Annotated in this window: 15 protein-coding genes; 14 read left to right on the plus strand and 1 reads right to left on the minus strand. The window is 66.3% G+C overall.

Going from position 1 to position 16,572, the window contains the following annotated elements; genetic code table 11:
* Positions 1-323: 323 nt before the first annotated feature.
* On the minus strand, positions 324-824 hold the full coding sequence (locus M3O59_RS03415) for a hypothetical protein (protein WP_116905037.1): 501 nt from the start codon (positions 822-824) through the stop codon (positions 324-326).
* A 187-nt stretch (positions 825-1,011) separates the two neighbouring features.
* Here M3O59_RS03415 and M3O59_RS03420 point away from each other — a divergent pair, with 187 nt between their 5' ends.
* From M3O59_RS03420 to gspN, 14 genes are all read left to right on the plus strand, one after another.
* Positions 1,012-2,484 carry a hypothetical protein gene (locus tag M3O59_RS03420; protein ID WP_064630703.1) on the plus strand — a complete coding sequence of 491 codons (1,473 nt, stop codon included), beginning with the start codon at positions 1,012-1,014 and terminating at the stop codon, positions 2,482-2,484.
* A 78-nt stretch (positions 2,485-2,562) separates the two neighbouring features.
* Entirely contained in the window at positions 2,563-5,220 is a 2,658-nt protein-coding gene (locus M3O59_RS03425) for a TonB-dependent receptor domain-containing protein (protein WP_116905036.1), read from the plus strand.
* A gap of 158 nt (positions 5,221-5,378) precedes the next feature.
* Entirely contained in the window at positions 5,379-6,197 is an 819-nt protein-coding gene (locus M3O59_RS03430) for a type II secretion system protein N (protein WP_116905035.1), read from the plus strand.
* Complete coding sequence (gspD, locus tag M3O59_RS03435) at positions 6,194-8,284, plus strand: type II secretion system secretin GspD (protein ID WP_116905034.1); 2,091 nt, start codon at positions 6,194-6,196, stop codon at positions 8,282-8,284. Before M3O59_RS03430 ends, gspD begins: the two co-directional genes overlap by 4 nt.
* Before the next feature lie 4 nt (positions 8,285-8,288).
* Entirely contained in the window at positions 8,289-9,776 is a 1,488-nt protein-coding gene (gspE, locus tag M3O59_RS03440; protein WP_220375926.1) for a type II secretion system ATPase GspE, read from the plus strand.
* Positions 9,763-10,965 carry a type II secretion system inner membrane protein GspF gene (gene gspF / locus M3O59_RS03445; protein ID WP_116905033.1) on the plus strand — a complete coding sequence of 401 codons (1,203 nt, stop codon included), beginning with the start codon at positions 9,763-9,765 and terminating at the stop codon, positions 10,963-10,965. Before gspE ends, gspF begins: the two co-directional genes overlap by 14 nt.
* Before the next feature lie 27 nt (positions 10,966-10,992).
* Positions 10,993-11,457: a type II secretion system major pseudopilin GspG gene (gspG, locus tag M3O59_RS03450; RefSeq protein ID WP_116905032.1), complete on the plus strand. Its 465-nt coding sequence runs from the start codon at positions 10,993-10,995 to the stop codon at positions 11,455-11,457.
* A gap of 42 nt (positions 11,458-11,499) precedes the next feature.
* Positions 11,500-11,970, plus strand: a complete 471-nt coding sequence (locus M3O59_RS03455) for a GspH/FimT family pseudopilin (protein WP_116905031.1) — start codon at positions 11,500-11,502, stop codon at positions 11,968-11,970.
* Positions 11,954-12,334, plus strand: coding sequence for a type II secretion system minor pseudopilin GspI (gene gspI, locus M3O59_RS03460; RefSeq protein WP_116905030.1), 381 nt, complete (start codon positions 11,954-11,956; stop codon positions 12,332-12,334). The genes M3O59_RS03455 and gspI overlap by 17 nt, the downstream gene beginning before the upstream one ends.
* Positions 12,331-12,933 carry a type II secretion system minor pseudopilin GspJ gene (gene gspJ, locus M3O59_RS03465; protein ID WP_064630726.1) on the plus strand — a complete coding sequence of 201 codons (603 nt, stop codon included), beginning with the start codon at positions 12,331-12,333 and terminating at the stop codon, positions 12,931-12,933. Before gspI ends, gspJ begins: the two co-directional genes overlap by 4 nt.
* Positions 12,930-13,922, plus strand: a complete 993-nt coding sequence (gspK, locus tag M3O59_RS03470; RefSeq protein ID WP_116905029.1) for a type II secretion system minor pseudopilin GspK — start codon at positions 12,930-12,932, stop codon at positions 13,920-13,922. The genes gspJ and gspK overlap by 4 nt, the downstream gene beginning before the upstream one ends.
* Positions 13,919-15,004 carry a type II secretion system protein GspL gene (gene gspL, locus M3O59_RS03475; RefSeq protein WP_116905028.1) on the plus strand — a complete coding sequence of 362 codons (1,086 nt, stop codon included), beginning with the start codon at positions 13,919-13,921 and terminating at the stop codon, positions 15,002-15,004. The genes gspK and gspL overlap by 4 nt, the downstream gene beginning before the upstream one ends.
* Positions 15,001-15,462: a type II secretion system protein GspM gene (gene gspM, locus M3O59_RS03480; protein WP_064630731.1), complete on the plus strand. Its 462-nt coding sequence runs from the start codon at positions 15,001-15,003 to the stop codon at positions 15,460-15,462. The genes gspL and gspM overlap by 4 nt, the downstream gene beginning before the upstream one ends.
* Entirely contained in the window at positions 15,459-16,175 is a 717-nt protein-coding gene (gene gspN, locus M3O59_RS03485; protein ID WP_116905027.1) for a type II secretion system protein N, read from the plus strand. The genes gspM and gspN overlap by 4 nt, the downstream gene beginning before the upstream one ends.
* The last annotated feature ends 397 nt before the right edge of the window (positions 16,176-16,572 follow it).

Below are 16,572 nucleotides of genomic sequence, written 5' to 3' on the forward strand. Positions count from 1 at the left end.
GGACCAGTCGAGTTGGTCGGTGTGCAAGTGAGAGCAATGCTTGTAGCGCGCTGCTAATCAGATTAATTCGATTGCTTTCGTTGTCCTACACCAGCGACGTAGCAACACGCCCACGTGGCATGTGGTGTGACCGCTTTCGGTGAGCTGCCGACCAACATTCTGGTGAGGGCACCGCACGCTCGACTCACTCGGCTTTTGCCTATCTCTGAGCGCCGCTACGACTCGACACCCAGTCGCAAGGGGCCGACCCAAGAAGTTGGGACGGGTCATCTTCAGCAAAATCGTCAGGCACGTCGCAACTGCGTACGCGTTGATCGCCGCCCTCAGTCAGGCATGTGCACTGCGCGCTCGCGCAACCACTTGGTGGCTACCCATTTTTCACCGGCCAAAACAGGTGCGCCGGCGTGCAGGCTACGCGTCATCGGATGCGGGCGGTCGTAGTCCACGGTGCGCGAGCGCGCCAGGCGCGGTTGTGCCAGGGCAATCAATGCATCGCATTCGGCATCGGAAAGAAAACCGCCCAGCACCACCACGCGCGGTAGCAACAGGCTGACCAGTACACGCACCTCGCGGTCGCCCAAGGTCAGCAGCGAGGCATCGTCGCTCTGTTGCAACGCAGGCACGCGCACCGGCACCGGCAAGCCGTTTGCCTGCGCATGCTGCTGGATGTGTGCACGCACCAGCGTCTCGACCGCATCAATGGCGTCCTGCTCGCTCCAGCCTTGATCCAGCAGCGGCTGTAGCGCCTGCTCGGGTGAGTAGCCGGCGACGGCCTGCGCCACGATCCAGTCGGCCAGCGCGGTGGGGATGTCGGTGTATGTCATCGCTCTACAGTGCATGCCGGCGTGTGGCCGTTGTATGTCAACTGTGTCGCGGTAAGACAAGTGAAACAGACGCTCGCTATAAAAGTGACGGGGATCTTGAACGTGCTCGCCACTGCAGTGCGCGGAACGCCACCAATTCTTGACGACTCCTCTTCATACCGGACCCTTTGACCTGGAGATCAGCCGCATGGCCGTTCGCAACAGCAGCAAGACACTTCTCATGACGTTTGGTACCGCACTGGCGCTGTCGGCCTGTGGTGGCGGTGCCGACCGTGTCGCATCGCCGGGCGAAGGGGCGTTTCCGCCGGCACCTGCACCCGCGCCGACGCCGGCACCCACGCCTGCACCGACCCCGGCACCCGCACCGACCGGCCCGGCCGCCGATTGCCCGACCGGTTTTTCCAATGTCGGCACCATTGCCAACAACACGCTGCGCGCCTGCCAGTTGCCGGAAACCATCACCGGCAATCTGGTGGTGCCGGCACGCGCGGGCACCGCGTATTCGATCAGCGGCCGCGTCAATGTGGGCACCGACCGCGGCGGCAATGCCACCGCTCCGGCGGCCGGCAGCACGCAGGGCATCTTGACCATCGAGCCGGGCGTGACCCTGTTCGGTTCGGCCGGTAGCGACTACATCGTGGTCAACCGCGGCTCGCAACTCTTTGCCGAAGGCAGCGCGACTGCGCCGATCGTGTTCACCGCGCGCCAGGCACTGGATGGCACGGTCAGCGCCAACACCATCGGCCTGTGGGGCGGCATCGTGGTGCTGGGGCGCGCGGCGATCAACAACTGCCCGGGCACCACCGTGTCCGGCACGCCGGAATGCCAGGCGCAGGTGGAAGGCACCAACGCGTTCTATGGCGGCAACAACGCCACCGACAACAGCGGTTCGATGCGCTACCTGCGCGTGATGTATTCGGGCTTCGAAATTTCGCCCAACAACGAGTTGCAGGGCATCACCCTGGCCGGTGTGGGCAGCGGCACGCGTCTGGACTACGTGCAGATCCATAACAGCTCCGACGACGGGATCGAATGGTTCGGCGGCACGGTCAACGGCAACCACCTGGTCATCACCGGCGCCGACGACGATTCGCTGGATACCGACGCCGGCTGGAGCGGTGCACTGCAGTTCGGCATCGTGGTGCAGCGCGCCGGCGGCGGCGACCGCATGAACGAATGGAGCAGCCTGCGTCGCCAGCCGTATTCGCGCCCGAAGGTGGCCAACTTCACCTACGTGGGCAATGCGCGCGCTGGTGCGGCGATCATGCTCAACCAGGGCACCCAGGCGGCGTTCTACAACTCGGTGGTCACGCGCCCTGCCGGTGGCACCGGTGATGGTCTGGTGTGCTTCAACCTGGCCGATGCCGACACGCTCGGGACCTTCCACTCGGTGTTTTTCGCCTGCCCGACCGCATTCGGCAGCGACGCGCGTGCGGCCACCCAGTTCGCGGCCGGCACCAACAACGTCGCCAACGGCGTGTCCACGTTGCAGAACACCTTCGTCAATGGCGCCAACGAAACGGCCGTGCCGGCGTTCCAGGGCTTGAACGGGGTGAGCAGCTTTTTCCAGCAGGTGAACTACATCGGTGGCGTGCGTGATGCCAACGATACCTGGTGGCAGGGCTGGACCTGCGGCCTGACCGCCGATCGTCCCTGCTGAAGGCACGGCATCGCAAGGCAACCGATCGTCGCCTTGCGATGCGTCCAGCGTCATCTTTCTGTTGCCAGGGCTCCCACGATGCGAACCTCTGCTGTTGCCCGTCTTTCGCGGACGGGCTTGTCTCTTTCCATTTCCACCTTGCTGATGTCCGGCGCCGCCATGGCGCAGTCGACCGGCAGCGATGCGGCCGGCGGCAGCAGTAGTTCCAGCGCTGCCGCCAACAGTGCACCCAAGCAACTCGACCAGGTCGTGGTGCGCGGCGACTACATTCCCGAACCGATGCTGCAGACCTCGGAAGTGGCCTCGTTCGTGACGCGCGAAGACATGGAGCGCACCGGCGACAGCAGCGCGGCGGTGGCGCTGACGCGTGTCACCGGGCTGAGCCTGTCGCGTGGCAAGTATGTGTATGTGCGCGGCCTGGGCGAGCGTTATTCCTCGGCCTTGTTCAACGGCTCGCCGCTGCCCAGCCCCGAGCCGATGCAGCGCGTGGTGCCGCTGGATCTGTTTCCCAGCGACGTGCTGCAAAGCGTGACCGTGCAAAAGACCTATTCGGCCGATTATCCGGGCGAATTCGGCGGTGGCGTGATCGATCTGCAATCGATGGCGATCCCCGACAAGCCGTTCCTGTCGTTGACCGTGGGTGGCGGCGCCAATAGTGTCAGCACCGGCGAAAAGGGCCTGACCTATTACGGTTCCGGCGATGACGAGTGGGGCTTTGATGATGGCACCCGCAAGCAGCCTGCGGCCTTGCGCGATGCGATCAAGACCGGCCGCCGGGTCGATCTGGGTAGCTTCTCGCGCGAGGACATCCGCCGGATCGGGCGCAGTTTGAACAATGCCAACCTGTATGTGCTGCAGGAAAAGGACAGCATCGACCCGGACGTCAACGTGGGTGGCAGTGCCGGCTACAGCATGGAAGTGGGCGAAGCCAGGCTGGGCATCATTGCCGTGGCCAGCTACGACAACGAGTGGCGCACGCGCACCGGCAAACAGCAGGACGGCATTTTTGTCGGCGACAGCGTGGAGTTCAATTCCAATTACGATTTCGCCACCACCCGCAACAACGTGCGCAGCAACGGCATGTTGGGGCTGGGGTGGGAATACGGCCGCCACACCATCGGCTGGACCACGTTGTACGTGCACGACACCTTGAAAGTGGCGCGCAGCCGTGCCGGCCGCGACGAACTGGCCGGCTTCGATGTGCGCGACGACAACACCGAGTGGTACGCGCGCCAGTTGATCAACAACCAGCTGCGCGGCACGCACGCCTTCGGCGAATACGACGATTTGAAGATCGAATGGCGCGCGGCAGTGGCCAACGCCAGCCGCGATGTGCCGTATGAGACCGGCATTCGCTACGAGCTGCTGGATGGTTACTGGGCGCACGACGCCTCGCGTGTGCAGAACTACACGCGCTTCAGCAAGGTCGACGACACCGTCGCCAGTGGTGGCGTGGATGTCACCTGGCGCTTGCCGATGGAGCACGAGCTCACTGTCAAGGGCGGCCTGGCCTATCTGGACAACGACCGTAGCGCGTGGAGCCGCGAATTCCGCTTCCTGGCGCTGGATGGCCCGCTGCCGTTCTTGAACCAGTACCAGCGCGTGGATTATCTGATTTCCGACTACAACCTCAGCAACGATCTGCTGCGTCTGCGCGAAACCACCGGCAGTTTCGGTGCGGCAGCGTATGACGCCACCTTGAAGGTCAAGGCAGCGTATCTGCAGGCCGAAGGCGAGATCGTGCCGACGCTGCGGGCCACCGTGGGGGTGCGTTATGAAGAGGCGACGCAGGCGGTGCATCCGTACGACATCTTCAGCGGCACGCGCCAGGATGGTGTGGCACCGTTGGAGAACAGCTATGCGCTGCCGTCGGCCACGGTGACCTGGAATTTTGCCGAGAACCAGCAGCTGCGCTTTGGTGCGTCCAAGACCATTGCCCGCCCGCAGTTCCGCGAAATGGCGCCGCAGCAATATCTGGACCCGGATATCGACCGCCAGTTCTTCGGCAACCCGTTCCTGATCGACAGCGAGCTGGTCAATCTGGATGCGCGCTACGAATGGTTCTTCGAGCCGGGCCAGTACGTCACCGTCGGCGCGTTCTACAAGAACATCGACAAACCGATCGAAGCCATCGTCAACGACGCGCCCGGCGGCGGCATCGTGCAGAGCTTCATCAATGCGCCCAAGGCCACGCTGTACGGTGTGGAGCTGGAGGCCAAGAAGTATCTGGAGTTGCCGATCGCCGCCGCTTGGTGGGGCGACAAGCGCCTGTTCGTCTCCGGCAACTACACGCGCACCAGGTCCAAGGTCAGTGCCAGCGATGGCGACACGGTGCAGCCGTTCGGCTTCACCGCACCGGTGCAGGCGACCTTGTTCATCCGCGATGGCTCGGCCTTGCAGGGGCAGTCCGACGACATCGCCAACCTGCAGATCGGTGTGGAAAGCGAAAGCACCCACAGCCAGGCCACGTTGATCGCCAACTATGTCGGCGAGCGGGTGTCGGCACGTGGTCGTCCGGGGCAGCCGGATTACATCGACAAGCCCGGCACTTCGCTGGATCTGGTGATCAAGAAGGGCCTGGTGTGGTCGGGCGATACGGTGTCGGTGAACGTTGCCGCACGCAATCTGCTCAAGACCAAATACCAGGAGTATCAAAAGCTGGGCAGCAACCGGGTGGACCTGTACACCTACCAGCCCGGCATCAGCTATGACATCAGTGTGACAGCGCGCTTCTGATCCAGCGCATCGTCGGCAGTAGCGCAAACGCCCGCTGTGCATCGCATGGCGGGCGTTTGCGTTTTCTCGCGTGGCGCCGTGAGTCGGCCTGTGTCATCAATTTCTTCGAACTGACACATTGCCGCCGCATTCTGTCATCCAATCGAAATCCGCGACGGATGTCCGCTTTGCAGCGCGCCTGGCCCTCATTGAATTCCTTGTTGCTGGCGCCGGGCGTTCGCACTGCGGTGGCGTGCTGCACGATCGCACTGCTGGCGCTGCAGGGCGTGCGCTTGCTGTGGCTGGTACTCACGCCGATCGGGCCGCTGGGCACGGCGCAAACTGGTTCGCCCGGCACTGCCGACGTGTCTGCGCTGCGCCGCGATGTGTTCTATCGCAACGTGTCCGCTGCCACTAGCGAGGGCCTCGTGTTGCACGGCGTGCGCGCTGGTGGCACGCAGGCGGCCGCCTATCTCAGTGGCAGCGATGGCCGGCAAGGCGCATACCGCGTCGGCGACACGCTGGCGCCCGGTGTGGTGGTGCAGGCGATCGCAGCCGACCATGTGGTGCTGCGTGACGGCGGCGGTGTACGTCGAATCGCATTGACTGAATCTGCTGCTACGGCGGCACCGCTAGCGCCTGCATCGACGAGCGCCACCGCGCCGGCCGCTGCTGCCGCGGCAGTGCACTCGAATGTCGCAACGGCAGCAGGCGCGACCGCAGCCACAGCGGTCGATCCGCAGCAGTTGCTCGCCAGTGCCGGCCTGCGCGCAAGCGCCGACGGTGGCGGCTTCACCGTCATGCCGCGCGGCGATGGTGCATTGCTGCGTCAGGCCGGCCTGGCGCCGGGCGATGTGCTGACCCAACTCAATGGCCGCGCGCTCGATGCAGAGCATCTGCGCGAGCTGCAGGACGAATTGCGCGATGGCCAGAGCGCCACGCTGACCTACCGCCGCGACGGCCAGACCCACACCATGACCTTGAAGCGCCCGCAATGACCGCTGTTCGCCCGCTCTGGCTGCTCTCGGCCACGTTGTTGCTCGCACTGCCTGGGCTGCCGACGACGGCACTGCATGCTGCCGATGCGCCGGCAGTACGCCTGCAGGACGTGGACCTGCGCGCCTTCATCCAGGACGTCTCGCGCGCCACCGGCATCACCTTCATCGTGGATGCGCGCGTGCAGGGCTCGGTCAACGTGGCGCGTGCGCAGGCGATGTCGGAAGAAGACCTGCTTGGCATGCTGCTGGCGGTGCTGCGCGCCAATGGCCTGATTGCGGTGTCCAGCGGGCCGGCGACCTACCGCATCATTCCTGACGACACCGCCGCGCAACAGCCCGGCAGTGCGGCCAGTGGCAATCTGGGGTTTGCCACGCAGGTGTTCACCCTGCAGCGCGTGGATGCGCGCAGCGCGGCAGAAATCCTCAAGCCGCTGATCGGGCGCGGCGGGGTAATCATGGCGATGCCGCAAGGCAACAGCCTGTTGATTGCCGACTACGCCGATAACCTGCGCCGCATCCGCACCCTGGTGGCGCAGATCGATACCGACCGTGCAGCCATCGATACGGTGACGCTGCGCAACAGCTCGGCGCAGGAACTGGCGCGCACGCTGACCACGTTGTTCGGGCAAGGCAGCGAGCGCAGCAATGTGCTGTCGGTGTTGCCGGTGGACAGCAGCAACTCGTTGATCGTGCGTGGCGACCCCGCACTGGTGCAGCGGGTGGTGCGCACCGCAGTAGACCTGGACGGGCGCGCCGAACGCCGCGGTGATGTCAGTGTGGTGCGGCTGCAACACGCCAGTGCCGAGCAATTGCTGCCGGTGTTGCAACAGCTGGTCGGGCAGACCCCGGGCAATGAGGCGCAGGCCGGGCAGGACACGCGCTCCACCGCGGTGGATGTCGCCAATGCAGCCGGCGCCGCACAGACCCAGGTGATCACGCCGGCAGCAGGCAAGCGCCCGGTGATCGTGCGCTACCCCGGCTCCAATGCCTTGATCATCAATGCCGACCCGGAGACCCAGCGCGCCTTGATGGATGTGATCCGGCAGCTGGACGTGCACCGCGAGCAGGTGCTGGTGGAAGCGATCGTGGTGGAGATCTCCGACACCGCTGCCAAGCGCCTGGGCGTGCAGCTGCTGCTGGCCGGCCGCAACGGCACCGTGCCGTTGATCGCCACGCAGTACAGCGGCGCATCGCCGGGCATGGTGCCGTTGGCCGCTGCGGCGGCGGGCACGCGCAGCGGCAATGCCGACGACGATTCGGTGCTGGAACAGGCGCGCAATGTGGCCGCGCAATCGTTGCTGGGCTTGAGCGGCGGTTTGATCGGGCTGGCCGGGCAAAGCAACGATGCGGTGTTCGGCATGATCATCGATGCGGTCAAGAGCGACACCGGCTCCAACCTGTTGTCCACGCCGTCGATCATGACCCTGGACAACGAACAGGCACGCATCCTGGTCGGCCAGGAAGTGCCGATCACCACCGGCGAAGTGCTGGGTGCGGCCAACGACAACCCGTTCCGCACCATCCAGCGCCAGGACGTGGGCGTGGAACTGGAAGTGCGCCCGCAGATCAACACCGCCGGTGGCATCACCCTGGCGATCAAGCAGGAAGTCTCGGCCATTGCCGGGCCGGTCAGCGCGCAGTCCTCGGAGCTGGTGTTCAACAAGCGCCAGATCGAAACGCGTGTGGTGGTGGAAAACGGCGCCATCGTCGCGCTCGGCGGCCTGCTCGACCAGAACGACCGCCAGACTGTTGAAAAAGTGCCGCTGCTCGGCGATGTGCCCGGGCTGGGTGCGTTGTTCCGGCACAGGTCGCGCAACCGCGACAAGACCAACCTGATGGTGTTCATTCGCCCCACCATCATCCGCGATGCGGCCGATGCGCAGCGCATGACTGCGCCGCGCTACAGCTATCTGCGCGACCGCCAACTGGCCGATGGCGACCCGGAAGCGGCGCTCGATGCATTGGTGCGCGACTACTTGCGCGCACCGCCGCCGCAGTTGCCGGCCGGCCCTGCGTCGCTTGCACCGACGCCGACGCAAACACCGGCAGCCACGCCTGCGTCCAACGCGCGCCCCGCGCAGCGCTGATGCCATGACCACTGCACGCGCCAGCATTTCCTATGCGTTCGCCAAGCGCCACGGCGTGGTGTTGCTCGGCAGCGACACTGCCGCGCAGATCGGCCTGCGCGAAGGTGGCGATGTGCAGGCCTTGATCGAGTTGCGCCGTGCGTTGGGCATGCCGCTGCAGGTGCGCACGCTGGCGCCATCGGTATTCGACCGGCACGTGTCGGAGATCTACGCCGATGCCGGGCTGGAGCAGGGCGTGCAGGTGGAAGCGCTGGACCTGCATGGCAGCCTGGATTCGTTGATCGACGACATCCCCACTGCCGATCTGCTCGACAGCCAGGACGATGCGCCGATCATCCGCCTGATCAACGGCATCATCGCCGAGGCCGCGCGCCTGGGCGCGTCCGACGTGCATCTGGAATCCTACGAATCGCGCTTGCGGGTGCGCTTGCGCGTGGATGGGGTGATGCGCGAAGCGGCCACCTTGCCCGGGCGCATCGCGCCGTTGCTGGTGTCCCGGGTCAAGGTGATGGCGCGGCTGGATATCGCCGAAAAACGCATCCCGCAGGATGGCCGCGTGTCGCTGGTGATGGGCGCAAAGGCGCTGGACGTGCGCGTCTCCACGCTGCCCACGCGCGGCAGCGAGCGGGTGGTGCTGCGTATTCTGGACAAGGAGCAGGGCACGCTGTCGCTGGCACAACTGGGCATGCCGCCGGCGGTGATGCACACCGTGCAGCGCGCCTTGCAGGTGCCCAACGGCATCGTGCTGGTCACCGGGCCCACCGGTTCGGGCAAGACCACCACGCTGTATGCAGCGCTGAGCCTGCTCAACGATGGCTCGCGCAACATCCTCACCGTCGAAGACCCGGTGGAATACGCCATCGATGGCGTCGGCCAGACCCAGGTCAACGCGCGCGTGGGAATGACCTTCGCCGCCGGCCTGCGCGCCATCCTGCGGCAGGACCCGGACGTGGTGATGATCGGCGAGATCCGCGACACCGAGACCGCACAGATCGCGGTCCAGGCCAGCCTCACCGGCCATCTGGTGCTCTCCACCGTGCACACCAACGACGCGGTGGGGGCGGTCACGCGCCTGCGCGACATGGGCATCGAACCGTTTCTGCTGGCATCGAGCTTGCGGCTGATCCTGGCGCAGCGGCTGGTGCGGCGCTTGTGCCCGCAGTGCCGCTGCGAGCGCACGATCGATGCGGGTACGCGCCAACTGCTGGATGCGCCTGCCGACGCGTTGATCTACACAGCCGTGGGCTGCAGCGTCTGCCACCACAGCGGCTACGCCGGGCGCGTGGGCATCTACGAAGCCATTGCGGTGGACGATGCGATGCGCCGCCTGATCGGCGACAACGCCGACGAAGATGCGCTGGCGGCGGTGGCCTTCGCGCGCGCGCCGCGGCTGGGCGATGCCGCACGTGCCGCCGTGTTGCAAGGCCTGACCACGCTGGAAGAAGCGCTGCGTGTCACCCGCCAGCAGGACGACGCGCATGCCGCAGTTTGATTACACCGTGCTCGATCTGCAGGGGCGCAACCGGCACGGCGTGATCAGCGCCGACAGCGTGCACAGTGCGCGTGCGCGGCTGGAGCAGCGGCAATGGGTGCCGGTGCGCGTGGAAGCGGCCGCAGCCACAGCCGGCACGGCCGTGCGCGCAGCGCGCTTCAGCGGCAAGGATCTGGTCCTGTTCACCCGCCAGCTCTCCACCCTGGTGGAAACCGCGCCACTGGAAGAAGCCCTGCGCACCATCGGCACCCAGTCCGAACGCCGCGGCGTGCGCCAGGTCACCAGCCAGACGCATGCGTTGGTGCTCGAAGGGTTTCGCCTGTCCGATGCAATGGCACGCCAGGGCAAGGCGTTTCCCGCGTTGTATCGCGCGATGGTGGCCGCCGGCGAAAGCGCGGGCGCGTTGCCGCAGGTGCTGGAACGCCTTGCCGATTTGCTCGAACGCCAGGCGCAGGTCCGCAGCGAGTTGCAGTCTGCACTGGTCTATCCCGCCGCACTTGCATTGACGGCCGGTGCGGTGGTGATCGTGCTGATGACCTTCGTGGTGCCCAAGGTGGTGGACCAGTTCGATTCGATGGGCCGCGCCTTGCCCTGGCTGACGCGTGCGGTGATCGGCGTGTCGCAGTTTCTGTTGCATGCAGGCATCCCGTTACTCATTGCGCTGGCGGTTGCGGCGGTGGCCGCGTTGCACATGCTCAAACGCCCGGCGCTGCGCCTGGCGGCAGACCGCGCGCTCTTGCGTGCGCCCCTGCTGGGCCGGCTGATCCGCGATCTGCACGCCGCACGCATGGCGCGCACGTTGGCGATCATGGTCAACAGCGGCCTGCCGCTGATGGAGGGCCTGATGATTGCCGCGCGCACCGTGGACAACCGCGCGTTGCGGCTGGCCACCGACAGCATGGTCACCGCCATCCGCGAAGGCGGCAGCCTGGCCGCGGCGATGAAGCGCGCGGGGGTGTTTCCGCCGACGCTGCTGTACATGGCTTCCAGCGGCGAAAACAGCGGGCGTCTGGCGCCGATGCTGGAGCGCGCTGCCGATTATCTGGAACGCGAATTCGCCTCGTTCACCACCGCCGCGATGAGCCTGCTGGAGCCGGCCATCATCGTGCTGCTGGGCGGGGTGGTGGCGGTCATCGTGCTGTCGATCCTGTTGCCCATCCTGCAATTCAACACCCTCGCGCTTGGTTGAGCGCGGCCGCTTCTTACGGAGATCTTCATGCAGTCCATTCAATACCTTGCATGCGTCCACGCACTCACCTCGCGCAAGCGTGCGCGCGGCTTCACCCTGGTCGAGCTGATGGTGGTCATCGTCATCATCGGCCTGCTCGCCACCGTGGTGATGATCAACGTGATGCCCAGCCAGGACCGCGCGATGGTCGAAAAGGCGCGCGCCGACGTGGCGGTGCTGGAACAGGCGCTGGAAACCTACCGGCTGGATAACCTCAACTACCCGAGCAGCGAACAAGGCCTGCAGGCCTTGCTCAACCCGCCGAGCGGACTGACGCGGCCGGAGCGTTATCGGCAGGGTGGCTATATCCGCCGGCTGCCGGAAGACCCGTGGGGCTACGCCTATCAATACCGGGGTCCGGGCCGCAATGGCGGCTTCGACGTGTACTCGTTTGGCGCCGATGGTGCAGAGGGCGGCGATGCCGACAACGCCGATATCGGCAACTGGCGCTGAGTGCCGACAGTGCCTGCCACTGCACAGCGAGCAACCATCTGCATGCGAATGCACGCAGCGCCAACGCGCGCGCGCGGCTTCACCCTGCTCGAAGTGCTCGCGGTGCTGGTGATCACCGCGCTTGCCAGCACGCTGGTGGTGATGACCTTGCCAGATACGCAGCGCGATCTGCGCGATCACGCCGATACGCTGGCCAGCGCGCTGATGCACGCGCGCGACGAGGCGATCATGAGTTTGCGCATGGTGGAGGTCAGTATCGATGCCGGCGGCTACGCGTTCCGTCGCCAGGCGCAGCAGCGCTGGGTCGCCTTGGATGAAACGCCGTTCGCAGCCATGCGCTGGCCGCAAGGCATCCAGGCGCAGTTGCCCGCCGGCAGCGAGCGACTGAGCGTGCGTTTCGATCCCACCGGTGCGGCCACGCCGCAACGCATCGCATTGGGGGATGGTCGGCAGCAGATGCAGGTGATGGTGGATGCCGCCGGTGTGGTGCAGGTCGATGCGCCCTCGCGCTGACACACGCGCAGCGGGCGGATTCTCGCTGATCGAGCTGATGGTCGCGCTGGCGATCTTCGGCATGGCGGTGGTCGGTCTGTTGAATCTGTCCGGCGAGAGCACCCGCACGGCGGCGGTGCTGGAAGAGCGGGCACTGGCTGCGGTGGTGGCTGAAAATCAGGCGATCGAGGCCATGCTGGCGCCCGCTGCTACCGTACGCGCACCGGCGAACGGGCAGGCAGTGCTCGGCGATCGCCGCTGGGAATGGCAACGCCAGGCGATGCCGGCCGGCGCCGCAGGCCTGTTGCGGATCGAGGTGCGCGTGCGCGCCGCAGGCCAGGCGCAGGAGGTTGCCAGCCTGAGTGTGCTGCGGAGTGCCGAATGATCCGCAGGCAACGCACGCGCGGCTTCAGCTTGATCGAACTGCTGGTGGCTCTGGCGGTATTCGCGCTGGTGGCCGCAGTGGCGGTGGTGGTGATGCGGCAGAGCATCGCTCAGCGCGATGCCGTGCGCGCGCGCCTCCAACAGATCCGCGATTTCCAACTGACGCATGGCCTGCTGCGCAGCGACCTGCAACAGGCTGCGGTGCGCCGCACCCGCAACAGCGAGGGCAGTGCCGCCCGCAGCGCATTTGCCGCAAGCGCACCGGGCACGCAGGGGCCGTTGTTCGGCTTCGTGCGGCGTGGCTGGAGCAACCCGGACCAGGCGCCGCGTGCGTCGCTGCAATACGTGGAATACCGCGTGGTGGATGGGCGGCTGGAGCGCAGCGCACGCCCCGCGCTCGACGGCGCAACCGCCGGCACGCCGCAGGTGCTGTTGCGCGGTGTGCGCTCGGCAGTGGTGGCGTTCCATTACCGTGCGCAATGGAGCGATGGCTGGAGCGGCGGGCTGGAAGCAGTGCCGGATGCGGTCGCGCTGGAGTTGGAACTGGACCACTGGGGACGGGTGCGCCAGCTGTTCCTGCTGCCGGAGGGGCGCACATGAGCGCGCTGTGTGTTCCTGCCAGGCAACGGGGCGTGGCCTTGCTCACGGTCTTGCTGCTGGTTGCAGTGATGACCTTGCTGATGGTCGCCGTGCTGGACGATCTGCGCTTCGGGCTGCGCCTTAGCGGCAATGGCGCGGCGATGACGCAGGCGCAGTGGTACGCACTGGGGAGCGAGGCCGTCGCGCGGCAACGGTTGCAGGCCTTGGCAAAGCGCGATCCGCTGCGCACCACCCTGGACGGCGGCTGGAAGGACCAGCCGGTCCGCTTTCCGTTGGACGACGGTGCCGTGAGCGTGCGCCTGCGCGACCGCGGCGGCTGCTTCAATCTCAACAGCGTGGTTGTCGGTGCGCCCGAGCAATGGCAGCGCAGCGATGAAGGTGCACGTCAGTATCGCGCCTTGCTCGAAGTGCTGGGCATCGCCCCGCAACAGGCGCAGGCGCTGACCGATGCGCTGGTGGACTGGATCGACAGCGACGCGCAGCCCGGTGCGCACGGTGCCGAAGACGAGCGCTACCTGCAGGCTGCCGTGCCGCTGCGTACCGGTGCGACCTTGCTGGCAGGCGTCAGCGAACTGCGCACCATCGTCGGCTATACGCCACAGCTGATCGCGCAACTGCGGCCGTATGTCTGCGCATTGCCGGAGGCGCGCTTGTCGCCGATCAACGTCAACACGCTGCGCCTGGAAGACGCGCCGGTGCTGGTCGCCCTGACCGGCGGTGCATTGGCGTTGCCGGCCGCGCGACGCGTCATCGCCGCACGGCCGGCCGGAGGATGGCGCGACGTCAGGACGTTCCTGAGCCAGCCGGCGTTGCTGCAGGCCGAGCCTTCCAATGCAGTGTTGGAGCAGATCGAACTCCGCACCCATTATTTTTCGCTCTACAGCCAGGTGGACCATGCCGGCGCGCAGGTCCTGCTGGAAGCGTTGCTGCAACAGGAAGCGGCCGGCCGTGTGCGGCTGGTGGCGCGCCAATGGAGTTCCGACGAATGAGTAGTTGCTTGCTGTTGCTGCCAGCCGATGCCGCGGCCGAACCCATTGCCGTGCGCGTGGATGCGCAGGGGCACACCGTGGCGCAGCACACGCCCAGCGCACTGCACGAACGCTCAGCGCGCACGCTGCTGGTGGTACCGGGCAGCGCGGTGCATCTGCGCTGGATGACGCTGCCGGGCCGCAGCGTTGCGCAATCGGTGGCGGCCGCGCGGCTGCAACTGGCCGCGCATCTGGCCACCGATGCGCAGGCCTTGCATGTGGCGATCGCTGAACAGGCCGAGCTCGATGGCGCACGCCTGGTTGCGGCCGTGGACGCTGCGCTGATGCACCAGTGGTTGCAGCGCGCCGCGAGTGTGGGTGTGGTGCCCGATGCGGTGGTGCCGGATTGTCTGTTGCTGGACAACGCCGATGCCGAACAGGCACCCACCGTGGTGGAATGGGATGGGTGCTGGCTGCTGCGCGGGCCGCGCCTGGCTTGCAGCCTGGAGCCGCCGCTTGCGCAGCTGCTGCTCGCCGCACAACCGCATGCGGAAACGCTGCCGCCGGAAGCAGATCCGCAGCGCGCCATTGCCCAGTTCGCGCGCCATGCCGCCACAGCGCCGCTCAATTTGCGCCAACACGCTTTCGCAGCGCAGCCGCAAAAACGTTCTGGCTTCAGTTCGCGCACATTGGCAGCGCTGCTTGGAGTGTTGGTGATCTCGCCGCTGTTGTTGCTGCTGGCGCAGACGCTGCGTTACGAGATTGGCGCGCAGCTGTTGCAACGGCGCGCAATGGCAATGCCGGGCACGCGGGTAAGTGCAAGCGCACCACAGCCTCGGCACCCCACACCCTCAGCGACCGCATTCGCTACCGAGCTTGCGACGTTATTTTCCGCCATCGATGCAATCCCCGGTGCAGAACTGGACGCGCTGACGTACCACCCTGCCGGCCCATTGCGCGTCACCTTGCTGCATGGCGATGCAGCGCAGGTGCAGCAGTTGTCGGCGCGGCTCAGCGCTGCAGGCTGGCAGCTGCGGCCCGGCACACGTCAACCCCAGCACGATAAAGTGCGTACCCCGATGGAACTGGAGCCACCGCGATGAGCAGCCTGCCGCAGCGCACGCACGATTGGTGGCAGGCACGCGCGCCACGCGAGCGCATCATGTTGTCGGTGATGCTCATCGCGGTGGCCGCGTTCGTCGCCTGGTACTTGGTGGTGGTGCCGATGCGGCACTGGCGCACCGCCGCGCAGGCCCGCTACGACGTCGCAGCAGAACAGCTGCTGCACGCACGCGCGTTGCAGCGCGATAGCGTGACTGCAGCGGTGCCGCGCGCGCGCGTTCTGCGCAGCGCGCACGAGGCCGGTATCCTCATCGTCACTCCGTCGCCCGGCGCCCCGGGAACGCTCGAACTGCAGATCGACGCAGTGACCAGCACCGTGCTGTTTTCCTGGCTGGAGCAACTCCGCCAACGTGACAACCTGGCACCGAGCGCGCTCGATATCACCCGCCGCGACGGCCAGTTGCAGGTGCGTTGCACGTTTGCGGGCATCGCGCCATGACACGGCTGCGTTGGCTGTTACTCATCGCCTTGCTGGGTGCGTTCGGGGTGATCGCAACGTTCCCATTGCGATTGGCGATGCCGGTCGAGACGTTGCCAGTTGCAGTGCTCGAAGCACAGGGCTCGCTTTGGAAGGGCACCCTGCGTGGGGTGACCTGGAACACGCAGGAACTGGGCGATGTTGGCGTGCGTCTGCGCGCGTGGCCGCTGCTGCGCGGCGAGCGCCAGATGCAGCTGACCGCGACCACCGCACAGCTGGTGGTCCTGCAGGGCGCGCGCCACGGCATGGAGCAGGCCAACGGGCGCATGCTGTTGCGTAAGCCGGGCGGGCTCACGTCGATGGATCTGTCGATCGACCTGCGCGATGTCCGCGCCATCTTCGACAGCACGCGCTGCACACAGGCCGGCGGCGACGTCGCAGTACAGGTGCTCCCCACTCCTGCGGGCGAAGCAGCAGGGCTGTTGCCGCTACGCCTGCGCGGTAGCCCCCAGTGCGTGGACGCTGCGGTGGTGCTGGCGCTCACGCCCGATGGCGGCCTGCCCGAGGGCGTCGACCTCAGCGCCGAGCTGCGCCTGCAGCGCGATGGTCACTGGCAATGGCGCACGCAGGTCGAACCGGGCAAGGACAGCGCCCTGCAGCTTGGCTTGCAACTGCTCGGCTTCACGCAGACGCCGGAGCGCTCGCTGGTGCGGGTCGATCAGGGGCGCCTGTAACCGGTTCGGTGGCGCGGCGGCGACCATTGGCGGTGGCTCACTACAGCCGGTAGTCGCAGCGAAGGCGCCTTGACGCCATTCAGTCCAACTGCAGTGCCAGCCAGACAGCACTTAGCGTGTTCCACTCCGTTTATGAATTGGTCTGATCGGTCGGTGCGCGTGTGTCTGTCGCCCATCTGAAACCGGTCCATCACCTGCCTGCCTGCAAGCGCTGCCAAACCCGCGCCGGTCCTGGCTTAGTTCGGCACTCTGATGAGTGCCATGCAATATCCGCCGCTGCCCGTCTCAGCTTTCAGGCAGAGATTTCCTGCCATTCAAGACCACGGGACTGGTGCCACGCCGCCGATTGGTACTATATTGGACCTATCGAATTCCGGCAGGTAGACACAACCGATGG

This window comes from Xanthomonas nasturtii, assembly GCF_023337365.3.
GTDB classification, from domain to species: Bacteria; Pseudomonadota; Gammaproteobacteria; order Xanthomonadales; family Xanthomonadaceae; genus Xanthomonas; species Xanthomonas nasturtii.

Bases quoted from the DNA above. Each gene is read 5' to 3' on its own strand.
- M3O59_RS03415 (WP_116905037.1), bottom strand. From the start codon at position 824: ATGACATACACCGACATCCCCACCGCGCTGGCCGACTGGATCGTGGCG.
- M3O59_RS03420 (WP_064630703.1), top strand. From the start codon at position 1,012: ATGGCCGTTCGCAACAGCAGCAAGACACTTCTCATGACGTTTGGTACC.
- M3O59_RS03425 (WP_116905036.1), top strand. From the start codon at position 2,563: ATGCGAACCTCTGCTGTTGCCCGTCTTTCGCGGACGGGCTTGTCTCTT.
- M3O59_RS03430 (WP_116905035.1), top strand. From the start codon at position 5,379: ATGTCCGCTTTGCAGCGCGCCTGGCCCTCATTGAATTCCTTGTTGCTG.
- gspD (WP_116905034.1), top strand. From the start codon at position 6,194: ATGACCGCTGTTCGCCCGCTCTGGCTGCTCTCGGCCACGTTGTTGCTC.
- gspE (WP_220375926.1), top strand. From the start codon at position 8,289: ATGACCACTGCACGCGCCAGCATTTCCTATGCGTTCGCCAAGCGCCAC.
- gspF (WP_116905033.1), top strand. From the start codon at position 9,763: ATGCCGCAGTTTGATTACACCGTGCTCGATCTGCAGGGGCGCAACCGG.
- gspG (WP_116905032.1), top strand. From the start codon at position 10,993: ATGCAGTCCATTCAATACCTTGCATGCGTCCACGCACTCACCTCGCGC.
- M3O59_RS03455 (WP_116905031.1), top strand. From the start codon at position 11,500: ATGCGAATGCACGCAGCGCCAACGCGCGCGCGCGGCTTCACCCTGCTC.
- gspI (WP_116905030.1), top strand. From the start codon at position 11,954: ATGCGCCCTCGCGCTGACACACGCGCAGCGGGCGGATTCTCGCTGATC.
- gspJ (WP_064630726.1), top strand. From the start codon at position 12,331: ATGATCCGCAGGCAACGCACGCGCGGCTTCAGCTTGATCGAACTGCTG.
- gspK (WP_116905029.1), top strand. From the start codon at position 12,930: ATGAGCGCGCTGTGTGTTCCTGCCAGGCAACGGGGCGTGGCCTTGCTC.
- gspL (WP_116905028.1), top strand. From the start codon at position 13,919: ATGAGTAGTTGCTTGCTGTTGCTGCCAGCCGATGCCGCGGCCGAACCC.
- gspM (WP_064630731.1), top strand. From the start codon at position 15,001: ATGAGCAGCCTGCCGCAGCGCACGCACGATTGGTGGCAGGCACGCGCG.
- gspN (WP_116905027.1), top strand. From the start codon at position 15,459: ATGACACGGCTGCGTTGGCTGTTACTCATCGCCTTGCTGGGTGCGTTC.